The organism is Streptomyces sp. NPDC096176 (genome assembly GCF_044763255.1).
Classification (GTDB): Bacteria; Actinomycetota; Actinomycetes; order Streptomycetales; family Streptomycetaceae; genus Streptomyces.
Genome location: NZ_JBIWFV010000003.1, coordinates 325,525 through 346,245 on the forward strand (window position 1 = coordinate 325,525; position 20,721 = coordinate 346,245).

The window sequence follows — 20,721 nt, forward strand, 5'->3', positions numbered from 1 at the left end:
CGGGGGAACGAGGGCCGATGGACACGCACAGCAGCCGCGGACGCAGAGGCGGACCGGGACGGGGCGGCACGACGGTCGCCGCGTCGACCGCTGCCGTACTGGTGCTGTCCCTCTTCGGGTGCACCGATCGGGAGCCTGGCCCCGACGAGAGCGCGTCCCACGAAAAGCAGTTGCGGACCTCGTACTTCACCGGTATGCCCGCACGTCCCGGGCCGGTCCTCGCCGTCAAGATCGACAATGTCTCTCCGGCGCGGCCGCACACCGGACTCGGGGCGGCCGACCTCGTGTACGTCGAGCAGGTCGAGTCGGGACTCACCCGGATACTGGCCGTGTTCTCCTCGCAGTTGCCGCCGCAGGTCGGACCGGTACGCAGCGCCCGTGAGTCCGACATCGCGCTGCTGCGGCAGTTCGGCCGGCCGGCGCTCGCGTACTCCGGCGCCCAGTCGGCACTGAGACCCCTGATCGACGCGGCCCCCATTGCCGCCCTCCCCCAGGGGGAGGCGCCCGGCGCGTTCGTCCGCTCCGGCGACCGCCCGGCACCCCACAACCTCTATGTGCGCCCCGACCGGGCTCTCGCCGCCGCGGACGACGTGAGCGACGCCTCGGACATCGGCATGCGCTTCGGGCCCGCTCCCGACCGGGGCCGACCGCTGGCCGAACACACCGTGCGCTATCCGTCCGCCCGGTTCACGTTCACGTGGTCGGCCGAGCAGAAGCGGTGGCTGGTGGCCATCGACGGCACCGTCGCGCGAACCACGGACGGCGGACCTCTGGGGCCGGCGACCGTCGTCGTGCAGCACACCGAGGTCCGCCCCTCGCAGTTCCATGACCGCTCGGGCAGCGTGTCCCCGTACACCGAGACGGTCGGTTCCGGCACCGCGCTGGTGATGCGCGACGGCCAGGCGCACGACGCCCGATGGCAGCGGACGACCGCCGACGGGGACACGGTGTTCACCGACAGGGCGGGGGAGCGCCTGAACTTCGCCCGCGGTCAGGTGTGGGTGCTGCTCACGGCCCGCTGAGGCCCGCGGCACTCGCCGTCAGCCGACGCCGGCCGCCGCCCTCTCCGCGCCGATCAGCAGGTGCAGACGGTCCGCCGCGGCACGACCGAACGACGGGCTGTTGATGTCCGCGTCATACTCCACCACACCGACGGCGCTGCCCCGCAGCCCCTCCCGCAGGGCCGCGAACAACGCCTCGTCCAACGCCGGATCGTGGTACACGCCGCCCGGCGCTCCCAGCGTCGAGAGCCCCCGCAGCGGCACGCACACCTCGGCGGGACCGGTGGCCGCCCGCAGCTTGGCCGCGATCCGGCGGCCGAGCTCCGCGCACTCCTCCGCCGTCGTACGAACCACGGTGATCGACGGGTTGTGCACCTCCACATGGCGGTCGCGCAGAGCGGGGGAAAGCGTGTCGAGCGGACCGAACTTCACCATGTCGAGGGCGCCCAGGCTCACCACCTGCGGAATACCCCGGCGTCCGGCGGCTGACAGCCGGTCCGGGCCGGCCGTCAGGATGCCGCCGACCAGGTCGTCGGCGAGTTCGCTGAGGGTCAGGTCCAGTACGCCCGCGAACAGACCCTGCCCGGCCAGCGCCTCCAGTGTCCGGCCGCCGGCCCCGCTGACGTGGAACACCAGCACCTCGTAGCCCAGATCGGTCAGCCGCTCGCGCGCCGCGTCGACGCCTTGGGTCGTCACTCCGGCCATGCTCGCCGCCACCAGGGGCCGCGATCCCGCGGCGAGCTCGGTCGGGCGCAGCGCCCTGCGGGCAGCGGCGAAGCCCCTCGCCATGCCGACGACCGCGTCGGCGGCGTTCGCCAGCACCGGGGCGAGGACGCTGTTGACGCCGGCGATGTCGACGACGCTGTACATCATGGTGATGTCGCAGGCGCCCACGTACGCCGACACATCTCCGGCGGCCATGGACGAGACCATCAACTTCGGTACGCCCAGCGGCAGCCCGCGCATCGCCCGGGTCGCTATGGACGTCCCGCCGCTGCCGCCGACGGCGAGGACGGCGTGCAGTCGGCCCTCGTCGTACAGCCGCAGCACCGTCTTCGCCGCCCCCTCCGCCATCGCCGTCACGGCCGCCCCGCGGTCGCCCTCCGCCCGCAGCCTGGCGAGGTCGGCGCCCGCGGCACGGGCCACCTCGGCGCGCGGGACGTCGGCGCGGATACGCGGCTCGCCCGCGACGCCCGCGTCGACGACGACGACCTCGACGCCGCCGGCAAGCAGCCGCTCGCGCAGCCAGCCGTACTCCACACCCTTGGTGTCCAACGTTCCCACCAGCACAACTGTCGCCATGACACGTACTGTTCGCGGATTCTGGGCAGCAGACAAGAGGGCCGGCGGACACCGCCCGCGGCTCCGACCGCCGCAGCGGGCCCGCGCGGCCGGTACGCCGTTCGTGGCGGCGTGGGAATCAATCCCCGCGGGCGCGCGCTGACGTACCCGTACAAGATCAGTGGGAGATGCGATGCTCGGAACGGACCCGTCCGAACGCCGTTCGCGCAAGGAGGCCTGACCCCCATGGCCCAGAACCGGTCGCAGCACACCGCACGGAACAGCGGGTGGACGAATCCGCTGCGGGACTCGCTCGACCGGCGGCTGCCCCGTATCGCCGGACCCTCCGGGCTGGTGATCTTCGGAGTCACCGGTGACCTGTCGCGCAGAAAACTGATGCCCGCGGTCTACGACCTGGCCAACCGGGGGCTGCTGCCGCCCGGCTTCTCGCTCGTCGGCTTCGCGCGCAGGGAGTGGCAGGACCAGGACTTCGCCGAGGTGGTCCACCAAGCGGTCAAGGACCACGCCCGGACCCCCTTCCGCGAGGAGGTGTGGCGGCAGCTGTCGGAGGGGATGCGGTTCGTCCAGGGCGACTTCGGCGACGACGCCGCGTTCGAGCAGCTGAAGGCGACCGTGCAGGACCTCGACAAGGCGCAGGGCACCGGTGGCAACTTCGCGTTCTACCTCTCCGTGCCGCCGAGGTTCTTCCCCGAGGTCGTCCAGCAGCTCAAGGACCACGGGCTGTCGAACGCGCCCGAGGGCTCCTGGCGCCGGGCGGTCATCGAGAAGCCCTTCGGCCACGACATCGACAGCGCGCGTGACCTCAACGAGATCGTGCACGACGTGTTCGCGCACGACGAGGTCTTCCGTATCGACCACTATCTGGGCAAGGAGACCGTCCAGAACATCCTGGCGCTGCGGTTCGCCAACACGCTCTTCGAGCCCGTCTGGAACAGGTCGTACGTCGACCATGTGCAGATCACCATGGCCGAGGACATCGGCATCGGCGGCCGGGCCGGTTACTACGACGGCATCGGCGCCGCCCGTGACGTCATCCAGAACCACCTGCTCCAGCTGCTCGCGCTGACCGCCATGGAGGAGCCCGCCTCCTTCGACGCCGCCTCCCTCGTCACCGAGAAAATGAAGGTGTTCCAGGCCGTCAAGCTGCCGGAGGACCTGGCCCTGCATACCGTGCGCGGGCAGTACACGGCGGGCTGGCAGGGTGGCGAGAAGGCCGTCGGCTATCTGCAGGAAGACGGCATCGACCCCAAGTCGAAGACCGACACCTACGCCGCGATCAAGCTCGAGATCGACAACCGTCGCTGGGCGGGCGTCCCCTTCTATCTCCGCACCGGCAAGCGGCTCGGCCGGCGCGTCACGGAGATCGCTGTCGTCTTCCAGCGCGCGCCGCACTCGCCGTTCGACTCCACCGCCACGGAGGAACTCGGCGAGAACGCGCTGGTCATCCGCGTCCAGCCGGACGAGGGCGTGACCATGCGGTTCGGCTCCAAGGTGCCGGGTACGTCAATGGAGCTGCGGGACGTGACGATGGACTTCGCCTACGGCGAGTCGTTCACGGAGTCCAGTCCCGAGGCGTACGAGCGCCTCCTCCTCGATGTGCTGCTGGGGGACGCGAACCTCTTCCCCCGGACGGAGGAGGTGGAGGAGTCCTGGCGGATCCTCGACCCGATCGAGGACTTCTGGGAGCGCAGCGGCAAGCCGGCACAGTACCCGGCCGGCACCTGGGGCCCGGCAGAAGCGGACGACATGCTCGCACGAGACGGACGGAGCTGGCGGAAGCCATGAAGATCGACCTCACGGACACCACGTCCAGCAAGATCAACAAAGCGCTGGTGCAGGGCCGCCGCGCGATCGGCACCCCGGCCGTCGGCATGGTCCTCACCCTGGTCATCGTCACCGACGAGGAGAACGCCTACGACGCCATCAAGGCGGCGGGCGATGCCTCCCGCGAACACCCCTCCCGCACCCTCGTCGTCATCAAGCGCCACGCCCGCTCGCCGCGCGACCGCAACGACACCCGCCTCGACGCCGAGGTGCGCCTCGGCAGTGACGCCGGTGCCGGGGAGACCGTGCTGCTGCGGCTGCACGGCGAACTCACCCAGCGCGCCGACTCGGTGGTCCTCCCGCTCCTGCTGCCGGACGCCCCCGTCGTGGTGTGGTGGCCGGTGGACGCACCACCCGTGCCGGCCAGGGACCCGCTCGGCGCACTCGCGCAGCGCCGGATCACCGACGCCTACGCGGTGGAGCGGCCGATCGAGGAACTGGACGCCCGTGCCGCCGGATACGAGCCCGGCGACACCGACCTCGCTTGGACCAGGCTCACGCCGTGGCGCTCGATGCTCGCCGCAGCCCTCGACCAGGCCAGGGCCGAGGTCGTGTCCGCCGTGGTCGAGAGCGAGGCCGACAACCCCAGCGCCGAGCTGCTCGCCCGATGGTTCGCCGACCGGCTGAAGGTGCCGGTCGAGCAGGTCGTCACCGACGGGCCGGTCGTCACCGCCGTCCGGCTCCACACCACCGACGGGGAGGTCCACATCGACCGTCCGGAAGGGCCGGTGGCCCGGCTCAGCATCCCGGGACAGCCCAGCAGGGTGCTCGCCCTCAAAGTACGCAGCACCGCGGAGCTCATCGCGGAAGAACTGCGCCGTCTCGACCCCGACGAGGCATATGCGGCGGCGCTGCACGCCCAGATCACCGCACCGACCGGTAAAACCCCGTCCGACACCGTCTGAGGCAACGCTCCGCAATTGGTCGGTAACTCGATTCCCGGAGCGGGCGGAAACTTCTCGCCGTGCCGGTGTGAAGGCTCTGTGAGGCCCCGTCAAACGACCTTCGCCTGCCATGAATCTGCACACCGAATGCGCAGGCGGCACACGGTCTTCCAACCCTGCACCCAACCCTGACCAGCAACTATCTGCGTCTGTGTGGGAATGTCCACTTCGCCGGGCGGCCATCGCCGGTCCGATCCGTTCGGGAGTTGGCGGATCCGGTGAAGATGGTGCTGCCAATTCATGTAGGGGCGTCCACGTAGCGGTAATTCGATGTCGTTCTCGGCCTGGATCCGCTGTTCGCGATTGGCTGCCCAACGGGCTTACGTGCTTTGATCCTTCGCACCGCGGGATTCGTAGAACGGGTTCCCGGATCCGGGAATCCCCCCACGCCCGCTCGGCGGCCGGTCCGCCAATTCGGCGCGGCCGGACGCAGTAATTAGCTATATCCACCCGAAGGGAACTTCTCATGAGCTTCGTCCCCACCCAGGAGATCTCCGACTCCGAGCTCGACAACGTGGCCGGTGGCCTCCACAGCGCCGTGGTGGGCAACGCCACCGCCGCCCTTGACACCATCGCCCCGGTCTCCGGCACCGTTGCCACCGTGACGGGCGTCGTCGAGGGTGCCACCGGCATCAACACCGCCGCCATCACCGGCCCGGTCACCGGTCTCGTCGCCGGTCTGTAAGACCCACGGCTCGCCGGCGCCCCTCTGCCGGCTGTGCCGAGCCGTGTGCCCCGGAGCCGACCAGGTTCCGGGGCGCACGGCCGCACGTGGTTCCCGGCGAACGCCGGACACGTGCGGTTTCCCCGTAATCCCCGGCAGTTGAGGGAAGACCAACGTGCAGTTCCGCCAACAGGCCCTTTCCAAGCTGCAATCGCCGGAACAGATCGACCTTCCGGTGCGCTTCGCCCGCCCGCAGGGTGTGCTCGTACTCACCGTCACGGTGGTCGTCATGATCGCCGCGAGTGTATGGGCCCTGACCGGCAAGGTGTCCTCCACGCTGGACGCCTCCGGCATCCTCACCCACGCGCAGGGCAGTTATGTGCTGCAGAGCCCCGTGGCCGGACAGGTCACCGAGGTGCTCGCCAAGGAAGGCGACCGGGTCCGCGCCGACGCGCCCCTGGTGAAGGTCCGCACCGCGCAGGGCAGCGCGGTCGTCCGCACGATCGCCGCCGGCCGGGTCACCGCACTCGTCGCCACGATCGGCTCCGTCGTCACCACCGGGGCGGACGTCGCCGCGGTCGAACGGATCGACCAAGCGGACGACCCCCTGATGGCCGTGCTGTACGTACCCGCGCAGAACGGCTCGACCGTGCCCGTCGGCGCGAAGGTCGACCTCAGCGTCCAGTCCGTGGCGACGCAGCAGTACGGAGTGCTGCGCGGAAGCGTGAAGGCCGTCGGCAGGACCGCCCAGACCCGGCAGCGGATCACCGCCTTCCTCGGCAGCAGCCAGCTGGGCGAGCAGTTCTCGCAGAAGGGTCAGCCCGTGTCCGTGCTGGTCGAGCTGGAACGCTCGACGCGCACCGAGTCCGGCTACGCCTGGTCCTCCTCCGAGGGGCCGCCGTACGCGCTCGAATCCATGACCCTGACCGGCGGCGCCGTCCACCTCGCCGAGCAGCGCCCGATCGATTGGCTGCTGCCGTGACGTCCACCGACCACAACCCCGCGCCCCAGCAGCAGTTGCCGCCCGCCGGTGGCCGCCGCAGGCACCGACCCGAACCCGCGCCGGGCGGACGGCGCGGCACCCGCCGCGCCGCACCGGCACCGCGCCGCAAGGAACGCAGCGGCCGACGGCCCAGGGCCGTCCGCACACCCACCGTGCTCCAGATGGAGGCCGTGGAGTGCGGCGCCGCCGCACTCGCCATGGTGCTCTCCCACCACGGCCGCCATGTACCGCTGGAGGAACTGCGCATCGCCTGCGGGGTCTCCCGCGACGGCTCGCGCGCCAGCAACGTGCTGAAGGCGGCGCGCAGTTACGGACTGAGCGCCAAGGGCATGCAGATGGAGGCGACGGCGCTCGCCGACGTGCAGGCGCCCGCCATCCTGTTCTGGGAGTTCAACCACTACGTCGTGTACGACGGCATGGGCCGCCGCTTCGGCCGCCGTGGCGTGCACATCAACGACCCGGACAAGGGCCGCCGCTTCGTGTCGGCGGAGGACTTCGACTCGAGCTTCACCGGTGTGGCCCTAATCTTCGAGCCCGACCGGACCTTCCGCAGGGGCGGCCGCAAGCCCGGCGTCATGGCGGCCGTCCCGGCCCGGCTCCGCGGCACCGGGGGGACCCTGTTCGCGGCCTTCCTCGCCAGCCTCCTGCTCGTCGCGGTCGGCGCCGCGGTGCCGGCGCTCAGCCGGACCTACATCGACATGTTCCTGATCGGCGGCCAGACCTCGCTGCTCGGAACGCTGTTCGCCGCGATGGCCGTGATGGTCGCGCTTACCGCCGTACTGACCGGCCTGCAACAGGCGAACCTGCTGCGCGGGCGGATCATCTCCTCCACCCTGAGCAGCGCCCGCTTCCTGCGCCATCTGCTGCGGCTGCCCGTCACCTTCTTCGCCCAGCGCAGCCCGGCGGACCTCGTGCAGCGGCTGCAGTCCAACGACGCTGTCGCCGAGACGCTCGCCCGCGACCTCGCGGCGGCCGCCGTCGACGGCATCGTGGTGATCCTCTACGCCGCGCTGCTGTGGAGCTACGACCCCCAGCTCACCGTCTTCGGCATCCTGATCGCGCTGTTGAACGTGGTGGCGATGCGGATCGTCATCCGGCTGCGCTCGACACACACCCAGAAGCTGCGGGCAGACAGCGCACGCCTCACCAACACGTCGTACACGGGTCTTCAGCTCATCGAGACGATGAAGGCGACGGGCGGCGAGAACGGCTTCTTCCGCCGGTGGGCCGGGCAGCACGCGACCACACTCGACGTGCAGCAGCGCCTCGGTGTGCCCAGCGCGGTCCTCGCCGTCGTCGCCCCCACCCTGGCGACACTCAACAGCGCGCTCATCCTGTGGATCGGAGGACTGCGCGCCGTCGAGGGCCACATATCGATCGGCCTGCTCGTCGCCTTCCAGGCGCTGGTGGCCCGCTTCACCGCACCCATCACCCGGCTCAACGGAGTGGCCGGCCGGATCCAGGACTTCGCCGCGGACGTCGCCCGGCTCAAGGACGTGGAGAGCTTCCCCGTCGACCCGCTCTACTCACGCGAGGAACCCGACCCCAGCAGCCGCAGGCTCAAGGGGCACGTGACACTGGAGAACATCACCTTCGGATACAGCCCGCTCGACCAGCCGCTGCTGAACGGCTTCTCCCTGACGGTGGGGCCGGGCAGTCAGGTGGCGCTCGTCGGCGGCTCGGGCAGCGGCAAGTCCACCGTCTCCCGGCTGATATCCGGCCTCTACAGCCCCTGGGAAGGGACCATCAGCATCGACGGCCGGCGGCTGGAGGACATCCCCCGCGGCGCGCTCGCCGCCTCCGTCTCCTTCGTCGATCAGGACATCTTCCTCTTCGAGGGGACCGTCCGTGACAACGTCACACTGTGGGACCCCTCCATCCCCGACGAGGCCGTCGAGACCGCCCTGCGGGACGCCGCCCTCCACGATGTGATCATGCGCAGGCCCGAGGGCATCCACAGCCGCGTGGAACAGGACGGCCGCAACTTCTCCGGAGGCCAACGCCAGCGCCTGGAGATCGCACGGGCACTGGTGCGCCGGCCGAGCATCCTCGTGCTCGACGAGGTCACCAGCGCCCTGGACGCGGAGACGGAGCGGCTCATCATCGACAACCTGCGCCGCCGCGGCTGCGCGTGCGTCGTGATCGCCCACCGGCTGAGCACCGTGCGCGACAGCGACGAGATCGTGGTGCTGGACCACGGCTCCGTCGTCGAGCGCGGCCGCCACGAGGACCTGGTCGCCGCCCGAGGCGCCTACGCAGAGCTGGTCAAGGAGCACTGACGTGTCATCCGTACACCCGGCCACCACCGGGCCCGTGGACGCCCCGGCGCAGACCGACCCGGTGATCCACGCGCTCGGCGGCCTCGGCGCACCCGTCGACTGCACCGGCCTGCGCAGCCTGCACCTGGAAGGACCGCAGGTGCTGTGGCTGGTCGTGAACGGGACCCTGGACCTGTTCGCCGTGGACGCCGCCGCGCAGGGCCACTGGCACTTCCTCGGCCGTCTCGAACCGGGCACTCTGCTCCTCGGCCCGGTCGAGGGCCCCCAGCACACCCTGACCGGCCGGCCCTCGCAGGACTGCCTGCTCCGCCGCATCCCGCTGCGGGAACTGTACGTACCGGAGTACCCGGAGCAGTACCCGCCGGCGTACCAGGACCCCTACGGCCGGACGGCCGCGACCCAGCTGGAGTACGCCTTCGGGCTCGGTGTCGGCAGGGGACTCGGCGTGCTCTTCGAGGCGCCTCTCGACGGCCGGCCGGCCGCGGAGGAGGCGATGGCCGACGACGACATCCTGTGGATGCAGGTCGAGCCGGGGAGCGTGCAGTACGGCGCCACCTACAGCGCGGAAGCGGCGGGTGACCTGCTCGTCGAGGGCGCCATGTGGCAGGGCATGGTCAACCAGCAGTACCGGCTGCTGTCCGCGGTCGACGGCTGGATCGAACAGCTGGAGCGGGCCCACGAGGACCGTACGGCCGCCGGCATCAAGGCGGGCGCGGACGTCTCGGCGCGGGCCGACGAGGCACTGTTGGCGTCCATCGGCCGGCGGGACCGCGCCGGCCGCGGCCATGCGGGCGCGGACGGCGACGACACGCTCCTCGCCGTGTGCCGGCAGGTCGCGGCGGCCGCGGGGATCACGCTTGCCGATCCGCCCAAGGGAGGACCGGCCGACGAACGCGTCACGCCGGTCGAACGCATCGCGATCGCCTCCCGGATCCGCACCCGGCCGGTCCGTCTCGAGGACCGCTGGTGGCGGAGCGACGCCGGCCCGCTCGTGGGACACCGGGCGGCGTCCGGCGCGCCGGTCGCGCTGCTGTGGCGCCGCGGACGCTACGAGGCGGTCAATCCGCTCACCGGCTCACGAACCCGGATCGGCAAGGACAACGCCGACGAGTTCGAGGCGCGCGCCGTGATGTTCTACCGGCCCCTGCCCGAACTGCCCGCGAGCATATGGCGTCTGGTGCGCTTCAGCCTCCGCGGCACCCGCATGGACCTGCGGAACCTGCTGCTCGGCGGGCTCGTCACCGTCGCACTCGGCGCCCTCGTGCCCATCGCCACCGGACAGATCCTCGGTGTGTACGTGCCGAAGGCGGAGACGGGCCTGATCGTGCAGGTGTCGGTCGCCGTCATGATCGCCGGTATTGTCTCGGCCGCCTTCATGCTGCTGCAGAACCTCACCATCCTGCGCATGGAGGGCCGGATCGAGAGCACCCTCCAACCCGCTGTCTGGGACAGGCTGCTGAGGCTGCCGACCAGGTTCTTCGCCGAACGGTCGACGGGCGAGCTGGCGAGCGCGGCCATGGGCATCAGCTCCATCCGCCGGGTGCTGTCCGGCATCGGACCGGTGGCCGTGCAGTCCACCACCGTCGGCGCGATGAACGTGATGCTGCTCCTCTGGTACAGCGTGCCGCTGGCCCTCGCGGCCATCGGCATGCTGCTGGTCATCGGAACGGTCTTCCTCGTCATGGGGCTCTGGCAGGTGCGCTGGCAGCGCAGGCTCGTCGAACTCGGCAACAAGCTCAACAACCAGGCGTTCCAGACTCTGCGGGGGCTGCCCAAGCTGAGGGTCGCCGCGGCGGAGAGCTTCGCGTACGCGGCCTGGGCACGGCGCTTCGCCCGCTCCCGCGAACTGCAGCAGCGGGTCGGCCGCATCAGAAACCTGACAACGGTGCTGGACGCGATCTATCTGCCGCTCTGCTCGCTCATCATGTTCATGCTGCTGGCGGGTCCGGCCCGCGGGTCCATGTCGGCCGGTGAGTTCCTCACCTTCAGCACCGCCGTCACGATGCTGCTGACCTCCGTCACCCAGCTCACGGGTGTGCTCGTGTCGGCCGCGGCAGCGCTGCCCATGTTCGAGCAGGTGCGCCCCATCCTCGACGAGGCGCCGGAAGTACGCGGCGCGAGCGCGCAGCCCGGCACCCTGTCCGGCGCGATCGAGGCCAGGAAGGTCACCTTCCGCTACGCGGACGACGGACCGCCGGTCCTCGACGACGTCTCCCTGCAGATACGGCCGGGGGAGTTCGTGGCGATCGTCGGCCCCAGCGGATGCGGCAAGTCGACCCTGCTGAGGCTGCTCATCGGCTTCGAGCGGCCCGGCTCCGGCACCGTGCTCTACGACGGCCAGGACCTGGCCGCCCTGGACCCCGGCGCCGTGCGCCGCCAGTGCGGCGTGGTGCTGCAGAACGCACAGCCGCTCACCGGGTCGATCCTCGACTGCATCTGCGGTGCGGAGACGTTCTCCCAGGACGAGGTGTGGGAGGCAGCCGAAATGGCGGGCCTGGCCGACGACATCAAGCGCATGCCCATGGGGCTGCACACCATGATCGCCGGAGGCGGCGCGATCTCCGGCGGCCAGCGGCAGCGGCTGATGATCGCTCAGGCCCTGGTGCGCCGCCCGCGCGTACTCTTCTTCGACGAGGCGACCAGCGCCCTGGACAACGAGACCCAGCGCGTCGTCATCGAGAGCACGCGCCGGCTCGACGCCACCCGTGTTGTCATCGCCCACCGGCTGACCACCGTGATGGACGCGGACCGGGTGATCGTGATGGAGGACGGCAGGGTCGTCGAGGAGGGCCGGCCCGCCGAACTCCTCGCGCACACGGGTGGCCGGCTCCACGAGCTGGTACGGCGGCAGCTGGCGTGACCGGCGGGCGCGGAACCGCGGCCGCGGAGAGTTGCGTTGGCCGCTACCGCAGCGAACCGCTAACGCCTGCGCGGGGAGCCGCCGCCCGCGAGGAGCGCGTCACCGACGAGCCTGACACCGCGGGCGAGCCGCCCGAGCTGCTCGAGCTCCATCGCGTAGAGCCGGATCGTGTTCTCGATGACCGTCTCCGCGACGCCGAGTGTCGGCAGGTCGGTCCGTGACGTCTGCATGGCCACCCGCACCGCCCGCATCTCGTGCTGGATCTGGAGCTGCGCGTGACGCGCGAGCAGGACGGGGTGGCGGGTGAGCGTCGAGTAACCGGCGTAGCGGGCGGGCAGCAGGTCGCGGAGCCAACGGGCCGCCGTGCGCTCCCAGTCGTGGCTGCCGGGCGTCTTCACCTGGCAGGGCCAGTCCGGACCGATCGGGGTGAGGGTGTGGGACATCGTCGTCGCTCCGCATGGTGCCGATGAACTCTGATCGAGAGGGGGCGGCGGTCCCGGCCCAGGGGTTGACCGGGACCGCCGAGGGCGTCCGCGGCGGAATGCGGAGCCCGGTGTGAACACCAGGGGACGGCGCGAGGAGGGAGCGCCGGACCGCGAGTGTTCGGTTGGGGAGGGCGTGGGTACAGCCCTCGTGGCTACGGAGGACACCGGCGCCACACGTAGTAAATATATATACCGTCGAGTAAGCAAGAGTATGAAAAATTTCATGCGCCGCCAGGCATGAAAAAGTCCGGTAAGAGACCGGTTCGGGCTGCAAATGAAAGGCGGATCAGTCGTCGAGGAAGAAGTCGTGCTGGTCCGCCACCTGCTCGTACCCCTCGAGCCTCACCTGAGTCCGCTCCGGGTCGGCATCGGCCATCGCCTGCAGCACGGCCGCCGACAGCACACCCGGCGCCGCGTACGAGTCGAACACCAGCCGCGAGCCCGTCCCCGCGGTGAGCGTCACATCGGCCTCCTCCACCAGCGGCCCGAGCGTCATGTCGGTGACCAGCGCGACCCGCAGTCCGGTGCGGCGGGCCGCCCGCAGCGCCGCCAGCGTCTCGTTGGCGTGCCGGGGCATCGCGAAGGCCAGGACCCAGGTCCCGCCCGCCTCGCGGGACTGCAGCAGAGCGTCGTAGGCAACGCTGCCGCCGCGGGTCACCAGCCGCACATCGGGATGGATGCGCCGCGCGGCGTACGCGAAGTACTCCGCGAGCGAGACCGAGATCCGCAGCCCCAGAATCGTCAGGGGCACCGAACGGGCCAGCTCACGGCCGAGGTCGAGCACCCGGTCGGTGTCGGCGAGGACCCGGCGCAGGTTCTCCAGGTTGTCGATCTCCGCGTCGACGGCGGCCTGCAACTCGTTGCGGCGGATCTCCTCCCGACTCTCCGGGACAGCGGCCACCGCACTCAGTGCGATCGGCTGCAACGCCTCGCGCAGGGCGGGGAAACCGGTGTAGCCGAGCGACGTCGCGAACCGGGTCACGGAGGGCTGACTGACACCGACGCGCTCCGCGAGGTCGGTGATCGACAGGAAAGCGGCCTCCGTCAGATGGTCGATGATGTACTGGGCGATGCGCCGCTGGCCGGGGGAGAGGCGGTGGCCGCCGAGCAGCGCGAGGACCCGCTCCGCCGGAGCGGCCTCCTGCTCCGGGGCAGGTCTGCCCGGGGTGATCGCGGCCGCCTGCGCACGTTCCTGCTGCCCTGATGGCACCGGTGTGCCCCCTTCTATGTCCAGCCCCCTCAACATAGTCCACCAGCTCCCGCCGCCATGAAGATCATCCACGGGGCGGCCACGGGACATTCACCGCCCCGGCGCCCTGCCGCACGGAGATGCGCCGCACGGCCGCCGGGGAGCATCCTTGCAATGTGACCTGGTACGGCATGGCCCCGCGCGCCCCGTCCGGTGAGCTCGGAACCATGCCCGCGCGAGTGACGGATGCGGGCGGCCGAGGCCTCGTCCCGGACGAACTCGCCCTGGTGCTCGCACAGGCCGAGGTGGGCGCCATCGAGGCCGTCGGGGGGTTCGCAGGTACGCTGTTCATGCGCTCCGCCTCACCCGACCTGCTCAGGATGGCCGTCATCGCCGGCCTGCCGGGGCCGCTGTTCAGGCCCTGGTGGCGCATGCACGTGAACCGGCCCTTCCCGGTCGCCGAGGTGTACCGCTCCGGACAGGCCGTCCACCTCGCCGACGCCGAGGAGGCGATGCGCCGCTTCCCGCAGTTCATGGCGGGACTTCCCTTCCCCTTCGGCTCGCTCTACGTGCCGATCTCCCACGGGCGCGAGCGCTTCGGAGTCCTCGCGGTGCTGCGCCCCGCGACCCCCGGGCAGCCGGTCGGCGAGGAGGACCGCCGCCGGCTCCACGAGGCCGGTCTCCGGCTCGGAGAGACGCTCGACGGGCTGGGAGCGGACGACTCCCGCATCGAGTGGGACGGCGAACCGGTGTCCGTCACCCTGCCCGCCCTCACCACACCACCGGTACGGGTGGGCCACTTCGACTGGAACCTCGACCGCGGCACGGTGGCCGGCGACGAAGGACTCTGTGCCATCCTCGGCACCGACCCGGCCGAGTTCCCCGGCACGGTCGAGGCCATGGCCGCCCGGCTCGAACCCGAGGACGCGTACGGGCTGTGGACCGTCGCCCGCCAGGCCGCGGAGTCCGACCGCCCCGTCTCCCGCAGGATGCGCCTGCAGGGTCCGGATGGACGCCCCCACCTGCTCGAGGTGTCCGGCCGCCGGGCCCGGCCGCCCGGTGGCGACACCGACACCCATCTGACCGGATTCCTCGTCGACCTCGGCGCCGGGCCGGTCGTCCCCGAAGCGGCCGACCGGCTTCCGCACGGCGTCTGCACCGTCGACCGGCTCGGCCGGATCACCTACGTCAACCGCCATGCGGAGACGATGCTCGGGCACCCGCGCGGGGAGCTGGCCGGCCGGGTGTTGTGGGACGCGCTGCCGTGGTTCTCCCAGGCCGCCCAAGAAGACCACTACCGGGCCGCGCTGCTGTCCGACGAACCGGTCCACTTCACGGTCCGGCGTTCGGAGGAATGGATGTCCATCTCCATCTTCCCCGGCCACGACGGGCTCACCATCACGCTCTCACCGGGGGAGCGGCCCGCCTACGCCCCCGGTTCGGTCCTCGCATCCGGCGCCGGCCTCGGTTCGCCTGCCGACCGGGCCGTCGCGCTCTACCGCCCCGTCGCCCTCGCCATCGCGCTGACCGAGGCGGTGACCGCCCGCCAGGTCTCCGCCGTGGTCACCGAGGAACTGTTGCCCGCCTTCGGCGGCCGTCAGCTGGCGATCTATCTGCTGAGCAACCGACAGCTCTACCTCTCCTGGGAGACCGGCTTCCCGCGCGGCTTCCTCAGCCGGTTCGACGGCGTCGGGCTCGACGCCCGGCTGCCGGGCGTCGAGACGCTCACCACCGGCCGGCCCCTCTTCTTCGAGTCCATGCAGCATCTCGCCGACGCCTACCCCGGCATCCCCCTGGACGCCCATGTCGGCGCCCGGGCGTTCCTGCCGCTGATCGCCTCGGGCCGGCCCGTCGGCACATGCATCCTCGGCTTCGACCAGCCGCGCGGCTTCAGCCCCGAGGAGCGCACGGTGCTGACCGCGCTCGCCGGACTCATCGCCCAGGCCCTCCAGCGGGCCCAGCGCTACGACTCGGAGGCCGCCCTCGCCCGCGGCCTGCAGGACGCCCTGCTGCCGCACCGACTGCCCGTCGTCGAACGGCTCGACACCGTCGGCCGCTACCTCCCGGGCACCCAGGGCATGGAGGTCGGAGGCGACTGGTACGACGTCGTCGAAACCGGCAGCGGCCTCGCGCTGGTCGTCGGGGACGTCCAGGGCCACGGTGTGGCGGCCGCGGCCACCATGGGCCAACTGCGCAGCGCCGTACGGGCCTTCGCGCTCAGCCGCCATGATCCGCAGGAGGTGATGACCGGCACCAACCGGCTGCTCATCGACCTCGATCCCGGCCAGTTCGCCAGCTGCTGCTACATCGAGCTCGACCCGGTGACCGGCGTGGGGCAGGCCGTGCGCGCGGGCCATCTCCAGCCGCTGCTGCGCCACCCGGACGGTACGACCGACGTCTGCGACCTGGCCGGCGGTATCGTGCTCGGCGTGGATGCCGACGCCACGTATCCCGTGACGGAGATGTGCCTCGAACAGGGCGCGGTGCTCGCCCTGTTCACGGACGGCCTGGTCGAACGGCCCGGCATCGACATCGACTTGGGCATCGAGTGGCTGCGCACCACCCTCGCCGACCTGGGAGCCGCCCGGCTCTCGGACACGGCGGACCGTCTCATCAACGAGGCGCGGCGCTCCGCCGACCGCCCCGACGACATCGCGCTCCTCCTCGCAGCCCGCTCGTCGGAAACCACCGGTCCAAACGAGTACGGGGGCACGGGTGAGTGACGAGGACGACTTTCCCGCCCGTACGGCGCCCCGCTGCACCGGCCTCGGCGCGCTCGACGAACAGGTGACCCGCTGCAGGGCCTGCCCGCGGCTGGTCGTGTGGCGGGAGGCAGTCGCCGAGACGAAGCGGTCGGCCTACTCCGACTGGGAGTACTGGGGCAGGCCCGTACCCGGCTTCGGGCCCCGTGACGCGGCCCTCGCCGTCGTCGGCCTGGCGCCCGCCGCGCACGGCGGCAACCGCACGGGGCGGATGTTCACCGGTGACGACTCGGGTGATGTGCTGTTCGCCGCCCTGCACGCCGTCGGGCTCGCGTCACAGCCCACGTCCACCCACCGCGGCGACGGCCTCGAACTGCGCGGCGTGCGCGTCACCGCGCCCGTCCACTGTGCCCCGCCGGAGAACAGACCCACACCCAAGGAGCGCGACACCTGCCGGCCGTGGCTCGCACGCGAACTGTCCCTGCTGCCGAACCTGCGGGCCGTCGTCGTGCTCGGCGCCTTCGGGTGGCAGGCGCTGCTGCCCGTCCTGGAAGCCACGGGGCGCCGACTGCCCCGGCCCCGGCCCGCGTTCGGACACGGCGCCCACATCGTCCTGCCCGGCGACGGCGGCGGCGACAACGGCGGCGGGGGTCGCGACCGCTCCGAGCTGCACCTGCTCGGCTGCTACCACCCGAGCAGGCGCAATGTCTTCACCCGGCGGCTCACGTTCCCCATGCTCGTCGACGTGCTCCGGCACGCCGCCGACATCACCGGCCCGGGCCGCTGACCGCCGTTCGGTCCTCGAGCCGTTCGAGCACCTTGTCCGGTGTGAGTGGCAGTTCACGCAGCCGCAGACCGGTCGCGTGGTGGACGGCGTTGCCGACGGCCGCGGCCGTGCCGACGATGCCGATCTCTCCGATGCCCTTGCTGCCCATCGGGCTGAGGTGCCGGTCGTCCTCCTCGATCCAGTGCGACTCGATCGAGGTGACGTCGGCGCAGACGGGCACGTGGTACGAGGCAAGGTCGCACTCGGCGAAGTCACCGAACCGCTCGTCCATCGTGCTGCCCTCCATCAGCGCCATGCCGATGCCCATCGTCATTCCGCCGATGAACTGGGAGCGGGCGGTGCGGGGGTTGAGGATGCGGCCCGCCGCGAACACGCCGAGCATCCTGCGCACCTTCACCTCGCCCGTCACCGTGTCCACCTGGACCTCGGTGAAGACGGCCCCGAAGGCGTGCCGGGCATGGGTCTGTTCCTTGCCCGTCTCCTCCTTCGTGTCGGCCTTCGCCGTCAGCCCCTCGGGCGGCAGCTCTCCGCTGTGGTCCGCGAGGCGCCCGGCCAGCAGCGTGGACGCCTTGTGGACCGCCCATCCCCAGGACGACGTGCCGCAGGAGCCGCCGGCCAGCGAGGCCGCCGGCAGGTCGCTGTTGCCGATCTCGATGTCCACCGACTCCAGGGGCACGTCCAGCACGTGCGCGGCGATCTGTGCGAGCACGGTCCGGGCGCCCGTTCCGATGTCGGTCGCGTTGATGCGGATTCGGTAGCGGCCGTCGCGCCCCGCGTGGGCGGACGCGGTGGAAGGGACGATCAGTACGGGGTAGGTGCTCGCCGCGACCCCGGTTCCGAGCAGCAGGTCACCGTCGCGGGAGACCCCGGGGCGCGGATCGCGGTGCTGCCAGTCGAAGAGGCCGGCGCCCCGGCGGAGGCACTCGGCAAGGTTCCTGCTGCTGAAGGGCAGACCGCTGTCCGGCTCGGTCTCCGGCTCGTTGCGCAACCGCAGTTCCACCGGGTCGAGCCCGGCGGCGACGGCGAGTTCGTCCATCGCGGACTCCAGCGCGTACATCCCCGACGCCTCGCCCGGGGCGCGCATCCACGACGGGCTCGGCACGTCGAGGGCCGCCACGCGGTGGACCGTACGGCTGCTGGGGGAGACGTACATGACGCGGGCGGGGACCGCGGCCTGCTCCACGAACTCCTTCACCTGCGACGTCTGGGTGACGACCTCATGGGCGAGAGCCGTGATCCGGCCGTGGGCGTCGACGCCCAGCCGGATGTGATGCAGCGTCGGCGCCCGGTGCCCCACAACGGAGGGCAACTGACGGCGTGGAAGGGCGAGTTTGACGGGCCGCCCGGTGTGGCGGGCAGCCATGGCGGCCAGCACGACGGACGGCCGGGGGGTCCCCTTCGAGCCGAAGCCGCCGCCGACATGCTCGGAGATCGCGGTGATCTGATTCCTTTCGAGGCCGAAAAGCTGGGCGAGGGCGTCCCTGACGGCGCCGGCGCCCTGGCTCGAGTCCCGGACGGTCAGCCGGCCGTCGGACCAGTGGGCCGTGGCGGCGTGCGGCTCCATCGGATGGTTGTGCAGGGCGGTGAGGGCGTACTCGACGTCGACACGGACGTCGGCCGCGGCGAACGCACCGTCGAAGTCGCCCCGTTCACGCACCGCGGGATAGCCCCCGTTGGCCTGCTCCGGGGTGTAGATGCCCGGGTGGTCGGTCGTGAGGCGTACGTCGTGCTCCTCGGCCTCGTAGTCGACGCGCAGCGCCGCCGCGGCCTCGCGGGCGTTCTCGAGGGTGTCGGCGACGACCACGGCGACGTACCAGCCGCGGTGCGGCACGCGGTCGTCCTGGAGAAGCGCGAGTGTCGGATCGTCCGGCTTGCCGAGGCGCTCCGCGTTCTCGTGGGTGAGCACCGCCAGCACTCCCGGCAGATCGAGGACCTCCGCCGTGCCGATCGCACGGACCCGCCCCCTGGCGATCGCGGCGGGCACCGGCCAGGCGTACGCGCAGTCCGACGGCGTGTGCTCGACGGCGTATCGGGCGTGGCCGGCGACCTTGTCCCGGGCCTCGCGCCGGACGGCGTCGGTGCCCAGCGCGCCGGGCGCCCGGGTCATGAGCGACCCTCGTCGCCGCGGGGTCCCGACACGAGGCCGGTCAGCACACTCACCGCGAGATTGCGGGCGAGCCGCACCTTGAAGGCGTTGTCCCGCAGCGGCTGCGCCGCCTCCAGCTCTTCCTCGGCTGCCCGGGCGAACGACTCCCGCTCGGCCGGGGCTCCAACCAGCAGTTCCTCGGCCCGGCGGGCACGCCATGGCCGGTGGGCGAGACCGCCGAACGCGAGCGCCGCGTGCAGGACCTCCCCCTCCTCCACGGCGAGGACAGCGGCCACCGACACCAGGGCGAAGGCGTACGAGGCACGGTCGCGGGCCTTGCGGAACGCCGAGCGTGCGCCGGGCGGCACGGGCGGCAGCTCCACATGGGTGATCAGTTCACCCGGGCGGATCTCGGTGTCCACCTGGGGCCGGTCACCGGGCAGCCGGTGGAAATCGGTGACCGCCAGCGCACGGTCGCCGTCCGTCGAGTGCAGATGGACGGTGGCGTCGAAGGCGGCCAGCGCGACGGCCATGTCGGAGGGGTGCGTGGCGACGCAGTGCTCCGAGTGCCCGAGCACGGCGAGATCACGGTGCACGCCCTCCCTGGCAGGGCAGCCCGTGCCGGGTGCGCGCTTGTTGCAGGGCTTGGAGATGTCCTGGAAGTACGTGCACCGGGTGCGCTGCAGCAGGTTGCCGCCGGTGGTCGCCGCGTTGCGCAACTGCCCGGAGGCCCCGGACAGCAGGGCCTGGGACAGGGCGAAGTAGCGCGTCCGTACGGCCGGGTGGGAGGCGAGGTCGCTGTTGCGCACGGCGGCGCCGACCAGGAGCCCTCCGCCGGGAACGCCCTCGATCGTGTCCAGCGGCAGCCGGCTCACATCGATGAGCACGTCGGGGGTGGCGACGCCGAGCTTCATCAGGTCGACGAGGTTCGTTCCGCCGGCGAGGTACTGGGCGCCGGTGTGCGCGGCGAAGGCGGCGACGGCCTCCGCGGCCGTGCCGGGGCGGACATAGGCAAAAGGCTTCACAGCGTCACGTCCTCGATGGCCGCCACAATGTTGGGGTAGGCGCCGCAGCGGCACAGGTTGCCGCTCATGCGCTCGCGGATCTCCCGCGGGGTCAGAGTCACGGCCCCGCCCTCGCCGGTCACCAGCGAGGGCCGGCCCTCGGCCGCCTCCGCCAGCACCGCGACCGCCGAGCAGACCTGGCCGGGAGTGCAGTAGCCGCACTGGAGGGCGTCTCTTGCGACGAAAGCCTCCTGCACGGGATGGAGCTCGCCGCCCCGTCCGAGACCCTCGGCCGTGGTGATGTGGGCCTCGTCGTGGGACACGGCGGGCATGAGACAACTGTTGACCCGTCGCCCGTCGGCGATCACGGTGCACGAGCCGCACTGGCCGTGGTCGCAGCCCTTCTTCGGACCCGTCAGGTCCAGGTGCTCACGCAGGGCGTCCAGGACGGTGGTGCGGTGGTCGAGCGTCAGTGTGTGCCGGACTCCGTTGACATGCAGGGTGACCGCGGACCGGTGGGCTTCCGCGATGTGCGGCGCGCCCTCGGCCTCCGGTCGGCTCGTCGGTTCCACGCCGCTGTGCCTCTCCGGT

Annotated in this window: 15 protein-coding genes; 9 read left to right on the plus strand and 6 right to left on the minus strand. The window is 71.5% G+C overall.

Annotated features, from left to right (window positions below):
• Window positions 1-17: 17 nt before the first annotated feature.
• Window positions 18-1,022 (plus strand): DUF3048 domain-containing protein, encoded by a 1,005-nt coding sequence (locus ACIQ7Q_RS10175; protein WP_403858565.1) that lies wholly within the window; start codon window positions 18-20, stop codon window positions 1,020-1,022.
• Window positions 1,023-1,040: 18 nt separating this feature from the next.
• On the opposite strand, the gene ACIQ7Q_RS10180 is transcribed toward ACIQ7Q_RS10175, so the two are convergent.
• Complete coding sequence (locus ACIQ7Q_RS10180) at window positions 1,041-2,303, minus strand: Tm-1-like ATP-binding domain-containing protein (RefSeq protein WP_403858567.1); 1,263 nt, start codon at window positions 2,301-2,303, stop codon at window positions 1,041-1,043.
• A gap of 225 nt (window positions 2,304-2,528) precedes the next feature.
• On the opposite strand from ACIQ7Q_RS10180, the gene zwf reads away from it, so the two are divergent.
• The 6 genes from zwf to ACIQ7Q_RS10210 all read left to right on the plus strand — a co-directional run bounded on the left by zwf (window position 2,529) and on the right by ACIQ7Q_RS10210 (window position 11,877).
• Complete coding sequence (gene zwf, locus ACIQ7Q_RS10185; RefSeq protein ID WP_403858569.1) at window positions 2,529-4,088, plus strand: glucose-6-phosphate dehydrogenase; 1,560 nt, start codon at window positions 2,529-2,531, stop codon at window positions 4,086-4,088.
• Window positions 4,085-5,032, plus strand: coding sequence for a glucose-6-phosphate dehydrogenase assembly protein OpcA (opcA, locus tag ACIQ7Q_RS10190; RefSeq protein ID WP_403858571.1), 948 nt, complete (start codon window positions 4,085-4,087; stop codon window positions 5,030-5,032). Before zwf ends, opcA begins: the two co-directional genes overlap by 4 nt.
• Window positions 5,033-5,537: 505 nt before the next feature.
• Window positions 5,538-5,756 (plus strand): type A2 lantipeptide, encoded by a 219-nt coding sequence (locus ACIQ7Q_RS10195; RefSeq protein ID WP_356635802.1) that lies wholly within the window; start codon window positions 5,538-5,540, stop codon window positions 5,754-5,756.
• Between the two features lie 154 nt (window positions 5,757-5,910).
• Complete coding sequence (locus ACIQ7Q_RS10200; protein ID WP_403858573.1) at window positions 5,911-6,717, plus strand: HlyD family efflux transporter periplasmic adaptor subunit; 807 nt, start codon at window positions 5,911-5,913, stop codon at window positions 6,715-6,717.
• Window positions 6,714-9,017: an NHLP family bacteriocin export ABC transporter peptidase/permease/ATPase subunit gene (locus ACIQ7Q_RS10205; RefSeq protein WP_403858575.1), complete on the plus strand. Its 2,304-nt coding sequence runs from the start codon at window positions 6,714-6,716 to the stop codon at window positions 9,015-9,017. Before ACIQ7Q_RS10200 ends, ACIQ7Q_RS10205 begins: the two co-directional genes overlap by 4 nt.
• 1 nt (window position 9,018) lies before the next feature.
• Entirely contained in the window at window positions 9,019-11,877 is a 2,859-nt protein-coding gene (locus ACIQ7Q_RS10210) for an NHLP bacteriocin export ABC transporter permease/ATPase subunit (protein ID WP_403858577.1), read from the plus strand.
• Window positions 11,878-11,936: 59 nt separating this feature from the next.
• Here the strand turns inward: ACIQ7Q_RS10210 and ACIQ7Q_RS10215 are convergent, their stop codons facing one another.
• Together ACIQ7Q_RS10215 and ACIQ7Q_RS10220 are read right to left on the minus strand one after the other, a co-directional pair.
• On the minus strand, window positions 11,937-12,320 hold the full coding sequence (locus ACIQ7Q_RS10215) for a hypothetical protein (RefSeq protein WP_403858579.1): 384 nt from the start codon (window positions 12,318-12,320) through the stop codon (window positions 11,937-11,939).
• Between the two features lie 328 nt (window positions 12,321-12,648).
• Window positions 12,649-13,572 carry a MurR/RpiR family transcriptional regulator gene (locus tag ACIQ7Q_RS10220; RefSeq protein WP_403858581.1) on the minus strand — a complete coding sequence of 308 codons (924 nt, stop codon included), beginning with the start codon at window positions 13,570-13,572 and terminating at the stop codon, window positions 12,649-12,651.
• Window positions 13,573-13,691: 119 nt separating this feature from the next.
• On the opposite strand from ACIQ7Q_RS10220, the gene ACIQ7Q_RS10225 reads away from it, so the two are divergent.
• Both ACIQ7Q_RS10225 and ACIQ7Q_RS10230 read left to right on the plus strand, forming a co-directional pair.
• Complete coding sequence (locus ACIQ7Q_RS10225) at window positions 13,692-16,274, plus strand: SpoIIE family protein phosphatase (RefSeq protein WP_403858583.1); 2,583 nt, start codon at window positions 13,692-13,694, stop codon at window positions 16,272-16,274.
• A complete protein-coding gene (locus tag ACIQ7Q_RS10230) occupies window positions 16,267-17,040 on the plus strand; it encodes a uracil-DNA glycosylase (RefSeq protein WP_403858585.1) in 774 nt (257 codons plus the stop codon). The genes ACIQ7Q_RS10225 and ACIQ7Q_RS10230 overlap by 8 nt, the downstream gene beginning before the upstream one ends.
• Here ACIQ7Q_RS10230 and ACIQ7Q_RS10235 read toward each other — a convergent pair.
• Genes ACIQ7Q_RS10235 through ACIQ7Q_RS10245 form a run of 3 tightly spaced genes read right to left on the minus strand, consistent with a single transcriptional unit; the run spans window position 17,021 to window position 20,702 of the window.
• Window positions 17,021-19,147: a xanthine dehydrogenase family protein molybdopterin-binding subunit gene (locus ACIQ7Q_RS10235; RefSeq protein WP_403858587.1), complete on the minus strand. Its 2,127-nt coding sequence runs from the start codon at window positions 19,145-19,147 to the stop codon at window positions 17,021-17,023. The two genes, ACIQ7Q_RS10230 and ACIQ7Q_RS10235, sit on opposite strands and share 20 nt — an antisense overlap.
• Entirely contained in the window at window positions 19,144-20,151 is a 1,008-nt protein-coding gene (locus ACIQ7Q_RS10240; protein WP_403858589.1) for an FAD binding domain-containing protein, read from the minus strand. The genes ACIQ7Q_RS10235 and ACIQ7Q_RS10240 overlap by 4 nt, the downstream gene beginning before the upstream one ends.
• Window positions 20,148-20,702 (minus strand): 2Fe-2S iron-sulfur cluster-binding protein, encoded by a 555-nt coding sequence (locus ACIQ7Q_RS10245; protein WP_403858591.1) that lies wholly within the window; start codon window positions 20,700-20,702, stop codon window positions 20,148-20,150. Before ACIQ7Q_RS10245 ends, ACIQ7Q_RS10240 begins: the two co-directional genes overlap by 4 nt.
• Window positions 20,703-20,721 lie beyond the last annotated feature (19 nt).